At 36.0% G+C, this 20,924-nt stretch carries 18 protein-coding genes; 10 read left to right on the top strand and 8 right to left on the bottom strand.

The genetic code is table 11. The annotated features are described in order from the left end of the window. Positions 1-9 precede the first annotated feature (9 nt). Entirely contained in the window at positions 10-1,257 is a 1,248-nt protein-coding gene (locus ACCQ42_RS01655) for a hemolysin family protein (protein ID WP_410035156.1), read from the bottom strand. A gap of 153 nt (positions 1,258-1,410) precedes the next feature. Here ACCQ42_RS01655 and ACCQ42_RS01650 point away from each other — a divergent pair, with 153 nt between their 5' ends. From ACCQ42_RS01650 to ACCQ42_RS01630, 5 genes are all read left to right on the top strand, one after another. Next, positions 1,411-2,715, top strand: a complete 1,305-nt coding sequence (locus ACCQ42_RS01650) for an NCS2 family permease (protein WP_410035155.1) — start codon at positions 1,411-1,413, stop codon at positions 2,713-2,715. 323 nt (positions 2,716-3,038) lie between these two features. Continuing rightward, complete coding sequence (locus tag ACCQ42_RS01645) at positions 3,039-3,551, top strand: tryptophan transporter (protein WP_410035154.1); 513 nt, start codon at positions 3,039-3,041, stop codon at positions 3,549-3,551. A gap of 181 nt (positions 3,552-3,732) precedes the next feature. Beyond that, positions 3,733-3,966, top strand: a complete 234-nt coding sequence (locus ACCQ42_RS01640) for a hypothetical protein (protein ID WP_410035153.1) — start codon at positions 3,733-3,735, stop codon at positions 3,964-3,966. Positions 3,967-4,479: 513 nt separating this feature from the next. Then, a complete protein-coding gene (locus tag ACCQ42_RS01635; RefSeq protein WP_410035152.1) occupies positions 4,480-4,908 on the top strand; it encodes an ArsR/SmtB family transcription factor in 429 nt (142 codons plus the stop codon). 1,212 nt (positions 4,909-6,120) lie between these two features. Next, the gene (locus tag ACCQ42_RS01630) at positions 6,121-7,353 is read left to right on the top strand and encodes an MFS transporter (protein ID WP_410035151.1); all 1,233 of its coding nucleotides are present in this window, start codon (positions 6,121-6,123) and stop codon (positions 7,351-7,353) included. Positions 7,354-7,410: 57 nt separating this feature from the next. On the opposite strand, the gene ACCQ42_RS01625 is transcribed toward ACCQ42_RS01630, so the two are convergent. Genes ACCQ42_RS01625 through ACCQ42_RS01605 form a run of 5 tightly spaced genes read right to left on the bottom strand, consistent with a single transcriptional unit; the run spans position 7,411 to position 12,439 of the window. Then, complete coding sequence (locus ACCQ42_RS01625) at positions 7,411-8,187, bottom strand: ABC transporter ATP-binding protein (RefSeq protein WP_410035150.1); 777 nt, start codon at positions 8,185-8,187, stop codon at positions 7,411-7,413. Then, positions 8,180-9,154, bottom strand: coding sequence for an ABC transporter ATP-binding protein (locus ACCQ42_RS01620; RefSeq protein ID WP_410035149.1), 975 nt, complete (start codon positions 9,152-9,154; stop codon positions 8,180-8,182). The genes ACCQ42_RS01625 and ACCQ42_RS01620 overlap by 8 nt, the downstream gene beginning before the upstream one ends. Beyond that, on the bottom strand, positions 9,151-9,969 hold the full coding sequence (locus ACCQ42_RS01615; RefSeq protein ID WP_265237534.1) for an ABC transporter permease: 819 nt from the start codon (positions 9,967-9,969) through the stop codon (positions 9,151-9,153). Before ACCQ42_RS01615 ends, ACCQ42_RS01620 begins: the two co-directional genes overlap by 4 nt. Next, positions 9,966-10,913 carry an ABC transporter permease gene (locus ACCQ42_RS01610; protein ID WP_106461717.1) on the bottom strand — a complete coding sequence of 316 codons (948 nt, stop codon included), beginning with the start codon at positions 10,911-10,913 and terminating at the stop codon, positions 9,966-9,968. The genes ACCQ42_RS01615 and ACCQ42_RS01610 overlap by 4 nt, the downstream gene beginning before the upstream one ends. Then, positions 10,913-12,439: an ABC transporter substrate-binding protein gene (locus ACCQ42_RS01605; RefSeq protein ID WP_106461715.1), complete on the bottom strand. Its 1,527-nt coding sequence runs from the start codon at positions 12,437-12,439 to the stop codon at positions 10,913-10,915. Before ACCQ42_RS01605 ends, ACCQ42_RS01610 begins: the two co-directional genes overlap by 1 nt. Positions 12,440-12,670: 231 nt before the next feature. Between ACCQ42_RS01605 and ACCQ42_RS01600 the strand changes: the two genes are divergently transcribed. The 4 genes from ACCQ42_RS01600 (at position 12,671) to ACCQ42_RS01585 (ending at position 16,887) form a co-directional block, all read left to right on the top strand. Next, positions 12,671-13,864: a M20 metallopeptidase family protein gene (locus ACCQ42_RS01600; protein WP_410035148.1), complete on the top strand. Its 1,194-nt coding sequence runs from the start codon at positions 12,671-12,673 to the stop codon at positions 13,862-13,864. A gap of 89 nt (positions 13,865-13,953) precedes the next feature. Further along, positions 13,954-14,139, top strand: coding sequence for a hypothetical protein (locus tag ACCQ42_RS01595; protein WP_410035147.1), 186 nt, complete (start codon positions 13,954-13,956; stop codon positions 14,137-14,139). Between the two features lie 297 nt (positions 14,140-14,436). Beyond that, positions 14,437-15,597 carry an MFS transporter gene (locus ACCQ42_RS01590; RefSeq protein ID WP_410035146.1) on the top strand — a complete coding sequence of 387 codons (1,161 nt, stop codon included), beginning with the start codon at positions 14,437-14,439 and terminating at the stop codon, positions 15,595-15,597. 30 nt (positions 15,598-15,627) lie between these two features. Further along, on the top strand, positions 15,628-16,887 hold the full coding sequence (locus tag ACCQ42_RS01585) for an amidohydrolase family protein (RefSeq protein WP_410035145.1): 1,260 nt from the start codon (positions 15,628-15,630) through the stop codon (positions 16,885-16,887). A 234-nt stretch (positions 16,888-17,121) separates the two neighbouring features. Here ACCQ42_RS01585 and ACCQ42_RS01580 read toward each other — a convergent pair whose 3' ends face one another. Continuing rightward, the gene (locus ACCQ42_RS01580) at positions 17,122-17,418 is read right to left on the bottom strand and encodes an MTH1187 family thiamine-binding protein (protein WP_106461708.1); all 297 of its coding nucleotides are present in this window, start codon (positions 17,416-17,418) and stop codon (positions 17,122-17,124) included. Next, positions 17,419-18,696 (bottom strand): M18 family aminopeptidase, encoded by a 1,278-nt coding sequence (locus ACCQ42_RS01575; protein WP_410035144.1) that lies wholly within the window; start codon positions 18,694-18,696, stop codon positions 17,419-17,421. A 72-nt stretch (positions 18,697-18,768) separates the two neighbouring features. On the opposite strand from ACCQ42_RS01575, the gene ACCQ42_RS01570 reads away from it, so the two are divergent. Then, the gene (locus ACCQ42_RS01570) at positions 18,769-19,953 is read left to right on the top strand and encodes an MFS transporter (RefSeq protein WP_410035143.1); all 1,185 of its coding nucleotides are present in this window, start codon (positions 18,769-18,771) and stop codon (positions 19,951-19,953) included. The last annotated feature ends 971 nt before the right edge of the window (positions 19,954-20,924 follow it).

Raw genomic sequence — 20,924 nt, 5'->3', positions numbered from 1 at the left:
GTCTCCTCCTTAAGAAAACTCTACCTTTAGCATTTCTATCTTGTATCTATCTACTTTGATTACTGTTATCTTTATACCCTCAATTTCGATTTCATCGCCCTCTTTTGGAATTTTTTCTAGGGTGTCAATTACAAAACCGCCTATAGAGTCGTTTTTAATCTGAATTAGGTATGTATCAAAATAATCATTGAAGTCATTTATGTGAATTGATGGATTGACCAAATATTCCTTGTCACTTATCTTATAAATTTTATCGTGGGATGTGTCATACTCATCTTCAATCTCGCCCACAAGTTCTTCTACAATGTCTTCGATTGTGACAATACCACTTGTGCCCCCATATTCGTCTGTGACAATGGCAAGAGAGACATTTTCTCCACGCATAGCCTTAAAGAGGTCAAAGGTGTGCATATTGTCATAAACATAAAAGGCAGGCCTTATCATCTTTTCTATATCAAGTTCCTTATCTTCTGCAATAAAGGCAACTATGTCCTTCATATGGAGAATTCCTAGGATATTATCGATAGACTTGCCATAAACAGGAATCCTAGAATGGATAGAATTTCTTAAAAATTCCTTAAGTTCATCTTGTTCTATATCGACACAAATGGCCTCCATATTAGTCCTGGCTGTCATTATATCTTCTACATCGCTATCTCCAAAAGCAAAGACATTATTGATAATCTCACTTTCCTCAAGGTTGATTACCCCTTGCTCTTCAGAAACATCCACAATTGTCTTAAGGTCTTCTTCTGTCACCTGATCTCCACTTTGCTGATCATCATCAATAAAGGACTTAGTAATGACCCCAGTTATAGCCTGCAAGATAAAAGAAAGTGGCTTTAGGATAATATTTAAAAAGCTTATTGGCCTTGCAACCTTTAGGGCTACCTTTTCGCTATTAGCTGCGGCGATATTTTTAGGAGAAACCTCGCCAAAAATTAAGATTGCAATTGTAAGGACAACTGTTGAAACCAAAGCCCCTGATGGGCCCAAGATATCTGTAAAAAATAAGGTAGCAATGGTGGTTGTCCCTATATTTACAATATTATTGCCGATAAGAATAGTCGTTAGGACCTTGCCAATATTCTCTGAAAGCTTTCTAACCAGGGAAGAATTTTTCACCCCATTTTCTTCTAATTGTCTGATTTTAAATACATTGAGAGATGTCAAGGCCGTCTCACTTGATGAGAAAAAAGCACTCATCATCACTCCTATAATTATTACTATTAATTGTATGATATTTTTACTTGTCATATACCTTCCTTGTCTAATAAACTATTGATAGTTTCTTACTTCTATTATAATATTTATCAAGCTAAAAATAAAGGTTAAAAATTATATAAATGTGGTGACAAAAACTAAATTTATAATATAATGGACTCGTATCATTAATAAAAGGAGGCAATTATGGAAAAAGTTTCGTTTTTCGAGAAAACTTTTAAACTTAAAAAACATGATACTAATATCAAGACCGAGATAATGGCAGGTATAACCACATTTATGACAATGTCCTATATCCTAGCTGTTAACCCACAAATCCTATCAGAATCTGGTATGGACTACGGTGCAGTATTCTCAGCTACAATCCTAGCATCCATTATCGCAATGTTATTGATGGGCTTTTATGCCAATCTTCCATTCGGTCTATCAGCTGGTATGGGGCTTAATGCTTTCTTCACCTATACAGTCGTTATGAAAATGGGCCACCCTTGGCAATTTGCTCTGACAGCTGTATTTTTTGAAGGTATTTTGTTCATGATTTTATCCCTATTTGGTGTCAGAGAGGCAATATTTAACTCAATCCCATCTACACTCAAAAAAGCTGTATCAGTCGGTATTGGTCTATTTATCGCAGAAATTGGTTTATTAAATGCAGGCATTATAGAAAAGGCAGAACCAGCTCTATCCTTAGGAAATATTTCAAGCAAAGAATCTATAGTATTTTTCTTTGCCCTAATCGTGATGGTAGTCTTAACAACAAGAAAGGTAAAGGGAGCCCTCTTATGGGGAATCTTGGTATCAACAATCCTATCCCTAATACTTGGAGTAACAGGTCTTCCAGAAGGATCACTCGTATCACTCCCTCCATCAATCTCACCAATAGCCTTTAAGCTAGACTTCTCAAATGTCTTTAGCTTAGAAATGTTCTCAGTCCTATTTTCATTCTTATTTGTGGACTTATTTGACACCCTTGGCACCCTAACAGGTGTAGCAACCAAGGCAAAAATGCTAGATGAAAATGGCAACCTAGAAAACGCATCAAAGGCCCTACTAGCAGACGCAGTAGGAACAACATGTGGAGCCCTATTAGGAACATCTACAGTCACAACCTTCGTAGAAAGCTCTGCAGGTGTTGCAGAAGGCGGAAGAACAGGCCTTACAGCCCTAGCTTGTGCAGGATGCTTTGCACTCGCAGCCTTCTTCTTCCCAGTATTTTCACTAATACCAAGCCAAGCCACATCAGCAGCCCTAGTAGTAGTCGGACTATTCATGCTATCAACAGTAGTAGAAATAAACTTTGGAGATATCACCGAATCCTTCCCAGCCTTCATGACCATCCTCATGATGCCACTAGCTTATTCAATAGCAGAAGGTATAGCATTCGGAATGATTTCCTTCGTATTAATCAAGGTTCTAACAGGCAAATACAAGGAAGTAAGCTGGGTAATGTATGTCCTAGCAATCATATTCTTAATAAGATATATGATCTAAGGCTTGACAAGATTATAAATTTAGTGTATTATAGTATCAATATAAATCGTAGTTAGAAATAGTAGCAAATAATTAAACCAACAGAAAGTAAATGGTAGATGAGAATTGCAGGGTAAGATTTTTTGTGAATGGATCTAACAGATCAATGGTGAATCAAAATAGTAGCCAGCGGGTGTTTCTCACCTTACAGGGATAGGATATGTATGTATCTAAAGATGTCTAATTTTAGACAAGAGGGATGGCACCGTGGGCTAAGGCTCGCTCCTATATATTAGGAGTGAGCTTTTTTATTCCCCTAAATCAATGAAAAGAAAGGTAAAATAATGCAAAAACAAAATTCAATCAAAACAAGAAACCTAACCATATCAGCAGTTTTCATGGCCCTAGGACTAGTCCTCCACTTCATGGTGCCAGGAATATTTTTTGGAGTCAAGCCAGACTTTCTCCTATCAATGATGTTTATATCATTAATGATAGTAGAAGATGTCAAAGAAGCCCTACTTCTAGGAGTCGCCGGAGGAATAATGAGTGCCCTAACAACAGGTTTTCCAGGCGGTCAAATCCCAAACTTCATCGAAAAAATAATCACAAGCCTAGTAGTCTTCTACCTAATAAAGGCAATGAATAAAAACTTCTCAATCCCAAAGATAATCCTAATCTTTGCCCTAGGAACAATGGTTTCAGGAACAATGTTTCTAACCCTTGCCCTAAGCATGACTAAACAACTAAATCTCTTCATCCCATCCTACCCAGTAGTCCTAGTAGCCATGCCAATAAACGCAATCCTCGGCATATTTTTATACCAGGCAGCTAAAAGGATGAATTTGTTGAAATAACTTAGATCAATTGGTAACGTTAGAAAATCAAAAAGAATTCTCATCTTAGATTTGACTAATAATAAATTAAATTGACAAATTCGAAATTATTAATTTTTACGGTCAAAATCTTTTAAAAATTATATGGTGATTGTGGCAGATAATCGCCTTATATATGAAATGAAAGAAAGGAGATGGAGAAATGAAATCACATAAATTATTAATTTTAGGTATTTCTATGTTTTTTACTGGCATTATAAGCTTTGCGATTCTTGTTGGTGCAGCAGTAATAAGTACTTTAACTTTAGATAACTCAATTTATTTTATGAATACTTGGAGATTACATGGAGTTACACCGATAGCTATTGTTTTTTTTATATTAGGAGTCTTTGGTCCAATAATTGCCTTAATAGGATTTCTGCAAAAAGATAAATAAAGATGGGGCTGTTGCAGAATGAATAAATCAGCCCAAATCACTAGAGGAAGCTTGCGGAAATTCTCACACGCCGACGGGCTGGTCTCCAAGAGCCGACAGGCTTGATCTTAGCTACGACACGCTCTTGGCCGCTAGGGCAAATTTAGCTTTCCATCAAATTGTTTTGCAATCTGGGATATACATAGTTTTGCAACAGCCCCTTTTTATTTAATGGCTGATAAAATTAATAGTTTAAATTCTACAATTTCTCGACCAATTGTGGTTTTACGAATTCTCTACAATCTGAAATATGTTATTCTAATCTTTTCAAAATTCAAAACAGTCCGCTCCTTTATTATAATATTTAACGTTCAAAAATATTTGACAAGCATCCACGGGTCTGTTATACTTTAATTAATAGATTAGGAGAACGTGTACTGAGCCCTATATCTATGCAATTAATATCCTATAAGAAGTAGGTCCTAGAGTAAATGTGGTTTTTACTAGATATAAAATATTTGAGGAGGTGAAATATTGAAAGAAGTTCATATATTAAATTCATTAGAAGAAGTAAATATTGTAAGTGATCCTATAAGGCTAAAAATAATAATGACCCTAGGCACAAGTCCGAAGAATGCCCAAAACCTATCACACGCCCTAGGAATGAGCAGGTCAAAAATCCACTACCACCTAAAAATATTAGAACAAAATGGAATAATAGAGGTAGTTAGAACAGAACTAATAAATGGGATTACCCAAAAATATTTCCTACCAGTAGCCAAGGCTTTTATACCAAATAGCGAAATATTTAATAAAAATTTGGAAGAAAAACAATTCACATTTAAAATACCAAGTAAATCCTATGATTCCTTCGAAAAAGAATTAAAGGACTTAGTAGAAAAATATAAACAAGGCGGAGAATACACCGATACCTACCAAGTACAAATCTATAAACTATCCTAAAACCAGTAAGTAAAATCTTGCTGGTTAAAAAAATAAGTATATGTCAATAAAAACTAAACGTTAAAAAATAAGAAGCAGGTATTGGAAAATTCAATGATAATTTTTATTTTACTTATGAAAATCTTAGTTATTTGCATAAAATAATCAGTTTGCTAAATTGATAAATAATATTGTAAAGGATGAGGATAAATTGATACTATCTAATATAAACTAATAAGCTAGCTTAAAACCAGTAGATCAAATCTAACTGGTTAAAAAAGTAAGTATCAGTCAATAAAAACTAAACGTTAAAAGTATAGAAACACGGTGAGAATAATTTAAGAATAAATTAATATAAGGTCAAAATGCACACATCCATTAAATTATAATCCATTTACTAATCGGTTCATAATATTGGTAGTAGGGCAAAACTTAAACTTATCTAAAACAATTATATAAAACATAAAACAACCTGTTGATCAAGAATTACCAGTTAAAAAATAAATAGTTGTCAATAAAATCTAAACGTTAAAAGTGTAGAAACATTGTAAAAATAATTAAAGAATAAATTAATATAATGTCAATATGCACACATTCATTAATTTATAATTAATTCACTTAATCGGTTCATAATACTTGGTAATAGGGCAAAATTTAAACTTATCTAAAACAATTATATAAAACATAAGACAACCTGTAGCTTAAGTATTACTGGTTAAAAATATAAGTATCTATAAACAAAAACTAAACGTTAAAAAATAAGAAACAGGTATTGGGTAATTGAATGGTAATTTCTATTTTACTCATGAAAATCTTAGTTACTTGTATAAAATAATCAATTTGCTAAATCGATAAATAATATTGTAAAGTAAGAGGATAAATTGAAACTAGCTAATATAAACTTAAAAGCTACCTTAAAACCAGTAGATCAAATCTAACTGGTTAAAAAAATAAATATATGTCACCAAAAACTAAACGTTAAATATAAGGATTATGTTAAAAATGATTAAAAATAAAAATTTCTATGTCCTGCTTCCAGGATGACTTGTTACAAAATTTGCTGATAGTCTTTATGCTTTTGCTTAGACATCATTTAACCTTAGTCTATCAGATCAAAAAAATCTAAAAGCAACTAATAAAAATAAACAAAACATCTTAAAACCAGTAGCTTAAGGCTTACTGGTTAAAAAAGAAATAATTGTCAATAAAAACTAAACGTTAAATATAAGGAGTATGTTAAAAATGATTAAAAGTAAAGATTTCTATGTCCTGCTTCTAGGAAGACTTATTACAAATTTTGGTGATAGCCTTTATGCTATAGCCTCTACCCTCTTGGTTTACCAGATGAGTGGGTCTACTGTATATTCAGGTATAACCCTATTTCTAACCTCATCAACAGCCATTGTTCAATTACTTCTAAGTCCAATCTTGGATAAGATTAATATGAAGAAGTTTTTGATTCTTTCCCAACTTATCCAAGCAATTTTAATATTAATTATTCCAGCCTTGTATTATTTGGAAATCCTAAATGTCTACCACATTATGGTTCTCATGCCAATAATTTCCTTGATTAACCAGTTGGTTTATCCCGGACAGATTTCTCTACTGCCTAAGATTCTTTCAGAAGAAGAACTTGTTACAGGAAATTCTTTGATGACTATGGCTTATCAAGGATCAAATGCGATATTCGATACCCTAGCAGGTTTTATTATATCTATATTTGGCTTTATGACAGCTTTTTATGCTGATAGTGTGAGTTTTATCTTAACTGGACTTTTGTTCTGTCTTTTATCTAAAAAACTTAGTCATTATAATGAAAGAGACACTAAAGTAGAGGGTTCTATAATAAAAAATCACTTTAAGGGTCTTAAAGAAGGCCTTGACTTATTTAAGGATTCTAGAATTTTTTCCCTTGTCATTGGAGTTGTTTTTATAATTTTTTCTGCCACATCTATAAGTGCAGTCTTACCTGCCTTTGCCAAAGATGAAATCTTTTATAGCCTTATGCTTGCAGGAATGGGTGGTGGAGTCCTACTAGGATCTTTATTTGCAGGTCTCCCAAAACTAAAGGAAATATCTTTAGGAAAGCTTTATGTTTATGGAATGCTTGTCGTATCCTTGGCTTGGATATGCGTTTCCTATTTTGCTACAGATATAAAGATTGCAGTTGCCTTATATGGTCTTGGGTGGTTTGTAGTAGGAATAGTTAATGTTTATGCTCAAACCATGGTGCAGATGATTGTCCCAAGTGAAAAAATCGGTTCTGCTATGGGAGCTATGGTTGGTATTTCGACCTTTATGGCACCACTTGGAGCCTTACTCGGTGGATACTTGGGAGAATATTTATCAAGTCCAAAAGCAATACTTATAGCAAGTGTGATTATCCTTATTGTAGCTATCTACTGGGCTTTAAATAAAAATATTAGAAAACTTCCTGCTGTAAGTAATTTCCACCAAACCTTTTAATAAAAATAGACTAATTTAGCTTTATTCCCCCAAAGCTATCTTGAGTCTATTTTTGTTTTATATTTTTATCGACTTAAAAAGTTCTTTTGTGTAGTCATCCCTATCTGGGCTTGCTAGATCTTTGGTTTCAAATAGGTCTACTAACCTTCCCTTATAGAGGACTCCTATCCTGTCGCAAAGGTAGGCTATTACGTTTAGGTCGTGGGAGATGAATAGGCAGGTGAAGTTGTGGGTTTTTTGAAGTTTCTTAATTAGGTTTAGGATTTGAGCCTGGATTGATACATCTAGGGCAGAGACCCCTTCGTCAATGATTAAAAACTCTGGCTCTATTATTAGGGCACAGGCTATGGCTATTCTTTGCTTTTGGCCGCCTGATAGGTTGCCTGGATAATAATCTAGCACATCACTTTCCATCTCTATTTCTTCTAGGATGTCCCTTATCTTTTTTTCCCCTTCTTCTTCTGAGTATACCTTGTGGATTTTTAGGATTTCCCTGATTGAAAAGCCTATGGTCTTTTTGGGATTTAGGGCCTGGTATGGGTTTTGAAAGACTACCTGGAGCTTCTTCCTGTAAGCTAAAAGTTCTTCCTTGCTTAGGCTTGTTATGTCCTTATCTTCAAAATATACCTTGCCGGATGTTTCCTTTATTAGCCTTAGGATGATGTTTGATAGGGTGGTCTTGCCTGAGCCAGATTCACCGACTAGGCCAAAGATTTCTCCTCTTTTTATGTCAAAACTAACCTTATCAAGGGCTAGGTTGTCCTTTTTTCTAAAGAGGATGGCAGAATCCTTATATACCTTGCTTATATTTTCTATTTTTAAGATACTAGTCATTTTGATCTCCGTATAAGTGGCAATGAACTTCACGCCCATCTTTGATGTAGGCTGCTGGGTAAGTTCTCTTGCAAATGTCCATGGTGTGGTCACACCTATCTGCAAATGGACATCCTTCATTTGACCTATTTTTTAAATCTGGTACATGGCCTTTGATATTGTAAAGGGCCTCTCCCCTTTTCTTATAATTTGGAACTGCCTTTAGGAGGGCCTTGGTATAAGGATGGAGAGGCTTATCTATTACATCTCTTGTGTCTCCCTTTTCAACCAATCTTCCTGCATACATGATCATGACTTTTTTACAAATCCTGTCGATTAGGTTTAAGTCATGGCTTATAAATAAGATTGCTCCCTTGTAGATGTGGCCAAGGTCCTTAAAAAGGTCAATTATTTGAGCCTGAACCTTGGCATCTAGAGCTGTGGTTGGCTCATCTGCTATGAGGACATTTGGATTTGCAATTAGGGCCATGCAGATTACTATCCTTTGCTGCATGCCGCCTGATAGCCCGTGGGGATATTTATTATATAAATCTTCTACATCCCTAAGACCTACATTTTTCATGGTTTGGTAGACAAGGTCTTGGCGTTTTTTCTTGTCAAAATCGTAGTGGATTTTTAGGACTTCTTCGATTTGGGCTCCAACTTTCATTAAAGGATTTAGGGCTGAGCCTGGTTCTTGGAAGACTGTGGCTATATTTCTAGACCTGTATTTTTTCCAATCCTTATCAGATAGGCCAAGGACTTCTATGTCACGAAGCTTGCATGAACCTGACTTTATAATAGCATCCTTTGATTGAATACCTAAGATTGTCTGAGTTGCTACAGTCTTTCCGCAGCCAGATTCGCCTACAAGGCCTACAAAGTCATTTTCAAAAAGGTCAAAGGATATGTGGTTAACTGCATTTTTATCTCCATTAACAGTATTAAAGGCTACTGTTAAGTCCTTTACTTCTAGGATTTTTTTCATCTTGCTGCCTTCTCTTTCAATCTTTCGGACCTGAATTTCTCTCCATAAAGGGTAAAGCCCAATACTACTAGGCTTAGGCAAATGCCTGTGAAGATGAAATAGTGAGGTGCCTGGTTAAAATAGGCTTGACTTTCTTTTAGCATCCTGCCCCAAGATGGGTTTGGTGGCCTAACTCCAAGGCCTAGGTAGGAAAGTCCTGCTTCGGCAAGGATTGCCTGTGATACTGATAAGACAATGGCTACCATGAGTTGGTTTTTGATATTTGGAAGGATGTGGTTGATGGCTATATAAAGAGGACTGGCCCCCTTAACAACTGCAGATTTGACAAACTGGGCGTTTTTAACCTGCAAAAATCCACTCCTAACAACCCTTGCAAAATAAGGGACTGACATAATTCCAATGGCAAGGATGGTATTCATAACCCCAGCTCCAAATACTGTTACAAGCATCATGGCAAATAAAATGCCTGGAAAGGCCATGAGTGAGTCTATAAATCTCATCAAAACTTCATCAATAGCTCCTCCAAAATATCCAGCACTTGCCCCTATGATTGAACCTAGGAAAAGGGCTAGGGATACTGTTCCAAAGGAAAGGATAAGGGCATATTTTGACCCTTCCATTAGGCGAGATAGGATATCTCTTCCCATATTGTCTGTCCCAAAAGGATGGGCTAGGCTTGGTGATAAGAGCTTCATAGATGTATCTACCTTATTTGGGTCATAAGGTGTCCAAAATATTGAAATAATAAGGATTATAAAATAAAGGCCAATGATTGCCTTGCCAATCCTTATCGAATTTTTATTTTCTTTAATCATCTGCCACCTCGAATCCTTGGGTCAACTAGGCCGTAAATTATATCAATTATAAGATTTATAAAGATTACCAAAAATGCCACCGCAAGTACTACCGACTGGATAAGTGGGAAGTCTCTGGAGCTAATTGAGGCTACAATTAGAGAACCTACTCCTGGTAGGGAAAATACGTTTTCTACTATAAGCGATCCGCCAACTGCTGATGTTAGGCACATTCCAATAACTGTGATTACCGGAATTAAGGCATTTCTTAAGACATGCTTGTATAAGATTTCCTTAAGTTCCATCCCCTTCATCCTGGCTGTCCTTACATAGTCCTTGTTGATTTCATCAAGAAGGGCCGCCTGCATGTACCTAATTATGGTTGCCACATTTGGTATTGCAATGGCAAGGGATGGGAGGAAGAAATTCTTTAGCTTATCCAAAAAGCTTCCGCCCATTATATTAAAAGACAGGGTTGAAAATAGGCCGAGTCTTACTGCAAATAAGTGGATTAGCAAAAATGCTAGCCAAAAGGATGGAATTGAAATCCCAAGTTGGGTCACCGCAGTAATTATCGATGCATACCACTTATCAGCCTTCATTGTAATTTGTATTGATAGGGGGATGGCTATTATTATTGATAAGATCAATGAATAAAAGGTAAGCCACATGGTTACAGGTAGCTTCTTAAAAAAAAGCTCCCTAACAGGGATTTGGTATTTGATGCTCATGCCCATATCAAGTCTAAAAAGCCCTAAAATCCAATTTATGTATCTTTCAAAGATAGGCTTATCAAGACCTAGCTCTTTTTCAAGAGCTAGGAGTTGATGTGGATCTGCCTCAGTTCCTAAGATTATTTCAGCGGGATTGCCCCCTATTATCTGAAATACAAAAAATATGAGAAGTGAGACAAAAAACAAGGTCATGATAAGCGAAACTATCTTTTTTATTATTGATTTTGTCATTATTTTAAGCTTATATCTTCTAGATTTAGTTTTTGGACTGGATAGGTCTTAAGACCTGTGTAGGCATTATTTAGGACTATGTTGTCGTTAGGGTCTTGTAAAAATACTGCCGCACAATCTTTGGCTATTATTTCTTGGGCGTCTTTTACATTTTTGATAAGCTCATCCCTATCTAAAGTTGCCATGGCATTTGAGATTGCCTTATCAAAATCTTCTGAAACATAGTTTAGGTAGTCCTTATCAGATGTTGAAACATACCTATCAAGGACTCTAATTGGGTCTGTGTAGCCTATGAATCCTGCTATTGTTGTTTCATAATCTTTATTTTTGTAGACCTTATCTAGCCAAGTTGAAAACTCGATTGGGTCTATAGTTGCGTTTATATTTGCCTTTTTAAGTTGGGCTTGGATTAATTCTGCTGTGTCCATGTGGAATTTGTAGTCACTTGGCACTGTCATCTTAAAGGAAATTCCATCTGGATAACCTGCTTCTTTTAATAATTCCTTAGCCTTTTCTACATCTGTTGGGTAGAGCTCGCCAAGGTCATTGAAATAGTCCTTAAGGGCTGGTGAGAATGAAGAGTAAATCTTTGTTGCCTTGCCCCCTGCAACAGTTTCTATTAACTCATCCTTATCGATAGCATAGGCTATAGCTTGTCTTACTCTAATATCATCAAATGGCTTGATACCATTATTTAGACCGAGAAGTTGGACTAGGTTTTGTGGGTGAGAATATGAATCTGTATTATCCTTTACTTGCTCAAGCTCATCTGCTGTAAGCTTTGAAGCAAGGTCCACTTCCTTGTTATTTAAGGCCATAACTAGGGCTTGGTTATCAGCAACCCTTACAACATTTACTTGCTTAATCTTTGCTGTGTGATCAGCTCTATGGTAGTCATCAAATCTTTCCATAACCATGCCCTCGCCTGGTGTGTAGGAAACAAACTTGTAAGGACCTGTACCAATTGGCTTAGTTTGGTTATCTTCATAGTCTTTTTTGACTATTGGTTGGTTTTGTAGGTAGATGAAGGAATTATTTACCTTATCAAGGGTCATGGTAATTTCTGTAGGTGATACTACTTTCATTTCTTTGATAGCTGCAAATTTAGATGACATAGGCTCGCCAGATGATAGGCCAGAAAGCTTATCATAAGTGTAGTAAACATCATCTGCTGTAAAATCTGAACCATCGTGGAATTTAACACCTTTTTTGAGTTTAAAAGTGTAGGTTAGGCCATCTTCTGAAATCTCGTAAGATTCTGCCAAATCTGGCACAAGATTACCATCTTCATCCACATCGAGTAGGCCATCAAAGATTTGATCCATCACAGTCTTGGTATCCCCTGCTGTAGCATTGAATGGATCAAGAGAGTCAATCTCTGTAGCCATGGCTACTGTAAGTGGTCTTTCTTCTGCTTGTGTTTCATTCTTTCCTTCTGTCTTTTGCTCTGCCTCTTTAGCACCACCGCAAGAGGTCATCATTAGACCTGCTAAAAGTAGAGTCAAAAGTGTTTTTGATTTTTTCATTTCTCCTCCTTAGGAAAATTATTTATTACTATTATAACACATGGATATTTTTTTAACAATGTTTTCTAAAAAAAATTTCCTATGTCCTATGGACAGTATACTTAAATAAAATTTTAATGCTAATTTTTATGGCTAATTTTAGTTATTCAATTTTAGATTTACAATAATAAGATATCACTTTATTGAATCAGTATAAAATGATTGTATACTAATTAATTATAAGGAGCTTGTATGAATTTTTTAGACCTAGCCAAAGAAATTGAAGAAACTATCATCAAGGATAGAAGGAATCTCCATAAGATTCCAGAACTTGAACTAAACTTACCAAAGACAGTGGCCTATGTAGAAGAAGAACTAAAATCTCTAGGTATCCCCTACAAAAAATTGGTAAATGGCAATGCCATAGTGGCTGAGATTGGTACTTACAAGGGCAAATGTATTGCCATCAGGGCTGATATGGACGCTCTACCAATCACAGAAGAAACTGGCCTTGATTTTAAATCGACCCACCAAGGCTGTATGCACGCCTGCGGTCACGATGGCCACACAGCCATGGTTCTTGGGGCTGCCAGGATTTTAAAGGAAAATGAAGATAAGCTAGATGGCCTAGTCAAGATATTTTTCCAACCAGGTGAAGAAATCCCTGGCGGTGCCAAGCCAATGATTGATGAAGGATGTATGGAAAATCCTAAGGTAGACAGAGTAATTGGCCTTCATGAAGGCGGAATTTTTGGTAATCTACCCCAAGGCACTATAGCCTACAAAAAGGGCCCGATGATGGCCTCTATGGATGCCTTTATCATCAGGGTGAAGGGCCACGGTGGCCACGGGGCAAGACCGGATTCTTTTATTGACCCGATTGCAACCATTAGTGAAATTAATTTGGGTCTGCAAAAGATTATCTCAAGAGAGCTTGACCCAACCCAGTCTTCACTCATTTCTATCTGCCAAATCCATGGCGGCACCTGCCAAAACATCATCCCAGATGAGGTTTGGGAGGAGGGTACAGTTAGAAATCTCAACGAAGAAACCAGAGACTTTATGGAAAAAAGAATGGCAGAAATTGTAGAAAATACAGCCAAGGCCTTTAGGTGCGAGGGAATCCTCGAATACAAGAGATTTTACCCAAGCCTTATAAATGACGATGACTTTACGGGCTATGTTAAAGATATTGCCACTGATTTACTTGATAAAGATAAAGTCATTGAGATAGCAAATCCATCTATGGGTGGTGAAGACTTTGCCTTTTTCCTAAAGGAAGCCAAAGGCACCTTCCTATCCCTTAACAACCTTAAGGAAAACAAAGATGGCAAAATCTACCCTCACCACAATTCAAAATTCGATGTAGAAGAAAGCACTTTTTATATAGGAACTGGAATCCTTGCAGAAGTTGCTTATAGGTATTTGAAAGAAGGAAAAAAATAAAAAAATTTAAACTGCACATCATAGCCCTAGGAATAGTCAGAATCCTAGCCTTTCCCATATCAGGTTTTATCAGCTACCATACAAGAAATGTGGATTTCACAACCCTTTGTACACCAATCCTTGCCTACGCAGGTATCTACACAGGTGAAAACCTAGACAAACTAAAGAAAACCGGACCAAAAATCATCATACTTTCTATCTTCGTAATCTTGGGTACCTACATAGGTTCATCTATTATTGCCCAAATTATCTTAAAAATGATTGGTCAAATCTAATTTAAAGTCTAAAAGAGCCTTGCAAATATCGCAAGGCTTCTTTTATTAAAATTAACTTTCGATAAGCTTTCTATAAATTTAGCGAATTTGATTCTCTAACAAAACTAAATTGATATTTTATAAATTTTCATCAAACTTTGAAATTAGAGAATAATTATAGTAATTATAGCAAACCTTTGTCACGTGTAAATATGCGATATTTATGAGTGCAGGCCTTGCTTTTTTATTTGTATTACTGTATAATTATTACGTTCATAGTTATATAATAATTATGAACAAAATTATAGAAAGAAGGTTATGTATTTGGTAGAAAAGAAAAATTTTCATTGGCCAACTTTTATACTTATGGCAAGTGTAACATTTATGGCGATCTTGTCTGAATTAGTGCCGTCTGGAATCTTGCCAGAGCTTATGACTGGTCTTGGTATATCAGAAGCACAAGCTGGTACTTTAGTTGGTTTTTATGCAATAGCCAGTGCGATTTTTGCAATTCCATTAATATCTGCAACTGTTGAATTTAACAGGAAGAAGCTTTTGCTTGGTTTACTAATAGGCTTTGCTCTAAGTAATATCTTAGTAGGTATTGCACCTAGTTATAGTATTGCCATTGTCGGAAGAGTTATTGGTGGAATATGTGCTGGAGTTTTGTGGCCAATGATTGCGGCTTACGGAATGAAGCTTGTGGATGATGAACATAAGGGCTTGGCCGTCGCTGTCATTATGAGTGGTACGACATTTGGTATGAGCTTAGGTCTTCCGCTTGTAACATTTATTGGTACAAATATTGGCTGGAGAGTTGAATTTTTAGCAATTGCAATTCTTATTATTTTTATTGCCCTAGGCAGTAATTTCATGTTGCCAGAAGTTTCTGGAGAAAAAAGAGTTGCGGCAAACTCACCTCTTACTCTTATAAAAAATAAAGGCGTGCTTATTATTATCTTACTTACCTTTATATCAGTAGTTACTAACTACGGAGTGTACACATATATCACAAATCTGGTTGATTCAATGAATTACAGTGGAGGAATTGGATTTGCCCAAGTTCTTTTTGGAATTGGTTCAATCTTATCTGTTTTTATTGCAGGAAAAATTATTGATAAGCATATAAAGACACTTTGCCTTTTAATGTTAGCATCATCATGCCTAGCCTTTATATTTTTTAGTGTCTTTTCATCAATTAGTCTTATGGTTCACTTAGGATTTATCCTATGGGGAATTGGCTTTGGAGCCTTAGTTACCTTATATCAAACAGCAGTTGCAAGACAAGTACCACCAAACGCATCAGCAGTTGCTACATCATTACAATCTGCAAGTTTTAATTTTTCAATAATGGTTGCAAGTTCACTAGGTGGAGCAATACTTGCAAATGGAAATATTAATAATCTACTTATCCTAATGACTACAATCTTAGGAGTAGGTTTGATTGTAACGATTTTATCAAAGAAGACAATGGCTTAATTATTTAAAATTTCTTAGGAGGAATATATTATGAAGAAAAAATTTATTAATGCAAAAGTTTATGGTCATGGAGATTCATCTGAAATCTTAGTTGAAGATGGAAAGTTTTCAAAATTTGGAAACAATCTGGGAGATGCAGATGAAGTTATTGATTTAGATGGAAAACTTGTTATTCCACCATATGTGGATGCCCACCTTCACCTAGACTACTACATGATTGGTAAGACTGATGAAGTTAAAAATGAATCAGGAACACTTTTTGAAGCAATCGACCTTTGGAATGACTTCAAAAAGGGAGTAACAAAAGAAGATATGAAAAATAGAATTTACCAAGCAGTAGAAGATTGTCTTTCCTATGGTACTCAATATATAAGGGCTCAAACTGACTGTACTGATCCTAACCTAACAGGAATAAAGGCTGCTCTTGAAGTACGTGATGAATTAAAAGATAAGTGTACAATTCAAGTTGTTGCCTTCCCACAAAATGGTATGTATTCATATAAAGAAGATGGCAAAACAGGAAGAGATTTAGTTGAAGAAGCGCTTGAACTTGGCTGCGAAGTTGTTGGTGGAATTCCACACAACGAATGGAGCCGTGAACTTGGAGAAAAGTCACTAAAAGAAATTGTTGAGCTTGCAGTAAAACATGACAAACTTATTGACGTTCACTGTGATGAAACTGATGATGTTATGGCAAGATTTGTAGAAGTATTAAATGCAGAAGCAATGATGAAGGGTATTGCTGAAAAAACAACAGCAAGTCATACTTGTTCCTTTGGATCAGCAGATGATTCATATGCCTTTAGAATGATGGGACTATTTAGAAAATCTAAATTAAATTTCGTATCCCTTCCAACAGAAAATGCCTTCTTACAAGGCCGCCAAGATTCATACCCAAAACGTCGTGGTATCACAAGAGTTCGTGAATTTGTAGATAATGGTGTTAATGTATGCTTTGCTCAAGACTCTATAGTCGACCTTTGGTACCCAGCAGGCAATGGAAACCTAATGAATATCCTTGATAATGGAATCCATCTTGCACAACTAATGGGCGAAAAGGACTTTGATAAGGACTTTGACCTTGTAACTTATAATGGAGCAAAAGCAATGTACCTTCAAGACGAATATGGATTTGATGAAGGAAAACCAGCTAACTTCATAGTTCTTGATGCACCAAATGAATTTGAGGCAATAAGAAATAGGGCTGAATGTCTTTCATCAGTACGTAATGGAGAATTCTTATTTAAAAAAGCAAAAAGAGAATTTGAAGTTGCTCTTAAATTAAAATAAAAATCAACAAAAAAATAGGGGCTCTATAGGCCCCAAAGCGTCGATAAATCCGCTAATTAATCGGGTTTATCGACGCTTTTTCTAATACAATTTGTTTTTAAAAACTATTACAAATACATCATCAGTTAATAATACAATTGAATTAAAACTAGACACTCTCTTTAGAAAAAATATTAATACTAACTAGCTTAAGTAAGTAGACCTATTTAAAGGAAAATGTCTATTAATTAAATTTTATAGCTTATCTTCAACTGATTTTATTTTTTGTTCCATAGAGGCTTTTTTATCTCGTCTGTCATCAATTTTTATGACTGTGTAGACCCTGTCTGCTCCCTTAGAAAATACTGATTCTTGCATCTTTCTAATGGCTGCAAAGGCCTTGTCACAATCTGCCTCAATTACAGTTCCCATAGGATTTAGCTTATATTTTAGGCCCTCATCCTTAAGGATTTTTTCTGCTTCTGCTACATATTTACTAACTGATGTTTCCTTGGTGCCTAGTGGCACAAGGGCTACTTCTACTATTGCCATTTAAATCTCCTCAAAAAATCCCTTATATATTTCGTAAGCCTCGTAATGGTCCTTCATGCCGCAAAGCTCTCTAATAGAATGCATAGCAAGCATTGGTATGCCCACATCTATGGTCTTTAGGCCAAGAACTGTAGTTGTGATTGGCCCAATGGTTGAACCACCTGTCTTGTCATTTCTGTTGTGGAAGGTCTGTAGCTTAAAACCCAATTTATTTGCTAGGTCAAAAAGTCTTGCCTTAGTTTCAACAAACGATGCATAGGCTCCATTTGCAGCGATTTTTACTACTAGGCCCTCATTCATCTTTACAATATTAGTTGGGTCAGAATATTCTGGATAAGATGGGTGAATGGCGTGGGCTTGGTCTGCAGAAATCAGCATAGAATTTTCCACCATAATTTGGTAGCCTTCCTCATCAAGGCCTGATTTAAGGGCAATTCTCTTAAGAACAGCCTTTAAGAAATTAGAAGCCGCTCCTCCCCTAGTCCTTGATCCGATTTCCTCATTGTCATTTAAGATAATCATCTTATTGGCCCCTTCTTTAGAATCTACAAGAGCCCTAAGAGAAGCGTGGACAGAACCGAGATTGTCAATCCTTCCTACTTGAACCATGTCATTTATTATTGCCCCAGCTTGCCTATCATAAAGGCCTAAGTCAAAGTCAAGGATAGCATCCTCATCTATTTTAAGGTCCTCAGCTAGAAGTTTAAGAATAAATCCATCCGCTTCAAGCGCATCGCTGATAGTTTTTACAAGAGGATAAAGTTTATCTTGAGGATTATAACCATAGCCCTTGTTGATTTCCCTATTCATGTGGATGGCTGCATTTGGAATAGTCAAAAGGTTCCTATCAATATTTACAAGAGAATATTTAATCTCATCACCTTCCTTGTAAGCAACTTTTCCTGCTAGAGATAGGGTCCTATCAAGCCAGGTTGAATGAATCATGCCCCCATAAGGTTCTATATTTAGCTTTAAATAGCCATTTGTTCCTATTTCTGCCTTAGACTTGATTTTAAAGCCTGGGCTATCGGTGTGAGATCCTATTATCTCAAAACCCTCCCTTGGGTCTTTTCCTATTTCAAAGGCAATAAGAGCGGAATCATCACGAATTACATAGTATTTTCCCCTTTCTAATTCCCAATTTTCTTTTTCAGAAAGTCTCTTAAAGCCAGCCTCCTCTAGGATTTCGCTAGCATTTTTAACTGCGAAATAGTTTAGAGGAGATGCGTCAATAAATTTTATTAAATCTTCACTAAATTCTTTATATATTTTCATCATAAAATTATCATACGTCAAGACCGATAAAATTCATTTGAAAATGGGTATAATCTTCTTAATAAGGAGTTAAAAATGAATGAGCAAAAAAATTTAAAAATTAAATCAGTAATTATTGAAGGACTTATGTTCTTAGCCTACGCATTTTTCGCAGTCAACTGGATAGCAGGTTCAAAACTTACACCCAATATCCTAAATTTCTTTAATGTGGAAGGCCCTCACGCAGTTAGCCTTATAAATAATGTGGTAACTGTGGCAAAAATCTTGGGAAATCTGATAGCTGCAACAATCTTTGCCAAGCTCTTTCCCAAAAAATCTATAGGACTTGCAGCACTCTTAATCCCGGCAGGGGCCATGCTTGCAGCCCTATCCCAGTCCTTTCCTGTTTTTCTAATAGGAAGGTTTATAATGGGCTTTGGAGGAGCACTTTTTGTAGTCTACTTCTCACCAGTAGTAGTAAATTACTTCCACCCAGACCAAAGACCAGTGGTAAATGCGCTAAATAACGTATCCTACAATGTAGGATCAATCCTAGCTCTCCTTCTAATAGGACCGGTCATAAAATTATTAGGACTTGGTAGATGGGCCTTAGTAGCTTTTGCTATCGTATCTTTTATAATCTTCGCCCTCTGGCTAATATTTGGTGAAAACTTTGAAATTTCATCAACAAAAACAAGTGATGGCCTAGACTTTAACCTAAAAGATGCCTTTAAGGAAAAAATAGCCATAATCATGCCAACAATGTATTTTGGCCACTTGACCCTTTATATGGTCATGCTAAATATTTTCCCAAACACCAACTTTTCGCCAATACCGGCCAGCAGAATCTCAACCCTATTTACAACAGGAGCTTTAATCGGTACTCTCTTATCAATAATAGTAGCAAAAAAATCAAGTAAAAGAGTCCCAACCCTAAAAATATCAGGCATCCTTACAACAATAATAGCCATAGCCCTAATAAATTCAACAAATGCGACACTTTCAACAATCTTAGCCCTTGCTCTGGGAACAATAATGTATGTACCACTAACAAACTTCGTCCTAATCCCACAAGAGATTCCGGGAATGTATTCAGAAAAACTAACCCAAATCATGAGCGTCTATTGGTCCCTAGTTTATATCCTAGAAACCATAGCCTATCAGATAATAGTAATGATAGAGCATTCAGCGGGAGAAAAAACTGCCCTAATGGCAACAGCAATCTTATCAGCAACATTCATAATTGGATCCTTTATAATAAAAGAACCAAAAGATTTATAGAAAAAAGGGGCCTAAGCCCCTTTTAAAATCCCCTTTTTTCTCATTTTTTAATGAATTATAGTTTTTTACTTTAATTCTTCGTAATTATATCTCATATCGAATTATATTTATTTACAATTGAATCTTCGTTTAAAGGGGAGGCCCAAGGACCCTTTCGCATGGGTCCTCATCGGACGGAAACCCGTTTGCTACGCAAACTCCTTCGTGCTACCGCACTATGTTTCCGGCATAAACGCCCCAAATCAAGGGGCGTTTATGTCCCCCTTAAACCCCTCCCCGTTACACCCCACAAGCGACTCCTTAGCGGAGTGCAAACAGTGAAGCTTGCCTAATGGCAAGCCTCTCTTTTCAAGCATACCCCCTTGTATTAGCTATCCTTATCCTTACTGATTTTGACATTCCGATGCCTAAAAATCTCAATCTAGCCCGAATATTTCTTTTATATAAACTCTATATCTCAGCACTTACAAAAATTTAATTTGTACTCGTGCGTCAGGAGATTTTCTTAACGGCATCTCCATTTACAAAATCACCCGACCTTAAGAATGTTATTCTGTATTCTGAGAAAATTTGACGTCAAAGTTAGTTTAAGGCTCGTTTGCCTCTGGCAAACATTGCGATTAGAGAATCTAAGATACTAATCTATTGGGAGATTTAAAATAAAAAGTCACCGTCAAGAAAATCACACTGACAACTATATTTAAATAAAAATTTTGTTAATACTAAGATGACAAGTAACTACAAAAATACAAATTGGACTAGATTGTGATTTTTAGGGGACTTTTGATTTTAAATCAGTAAGAACAAGTCCACCTATATACGAAGTAATCTGTCATACTAAAGAAGATTTTTGAAAAAAATCTTCCTGTTTCGCACTCCGCTAAGGAGCCGCTTGGAGGGTGTAGCGAAGAGGGGGTTTAAGGGGGAGAGCGGTGAGGGAACATGTAGGACTCCCCAAAAGTTGTAGCTAG

The organism is Anaerococcus kampingae (assembly GCF_046365475.1).
GTDB classification, from domain to species: domain Bacteria; phylum Bacillota; class Clostridia; order Tissierellales; family Peptoniphilaceae; genus Anaerococcus; species Anaerococcus kampingae.
The sequence above is the reverse complement of the archived record's forward strand: the minus strand, read 5'-3'. Positions and strand labels throughout refer to the sequence as shown.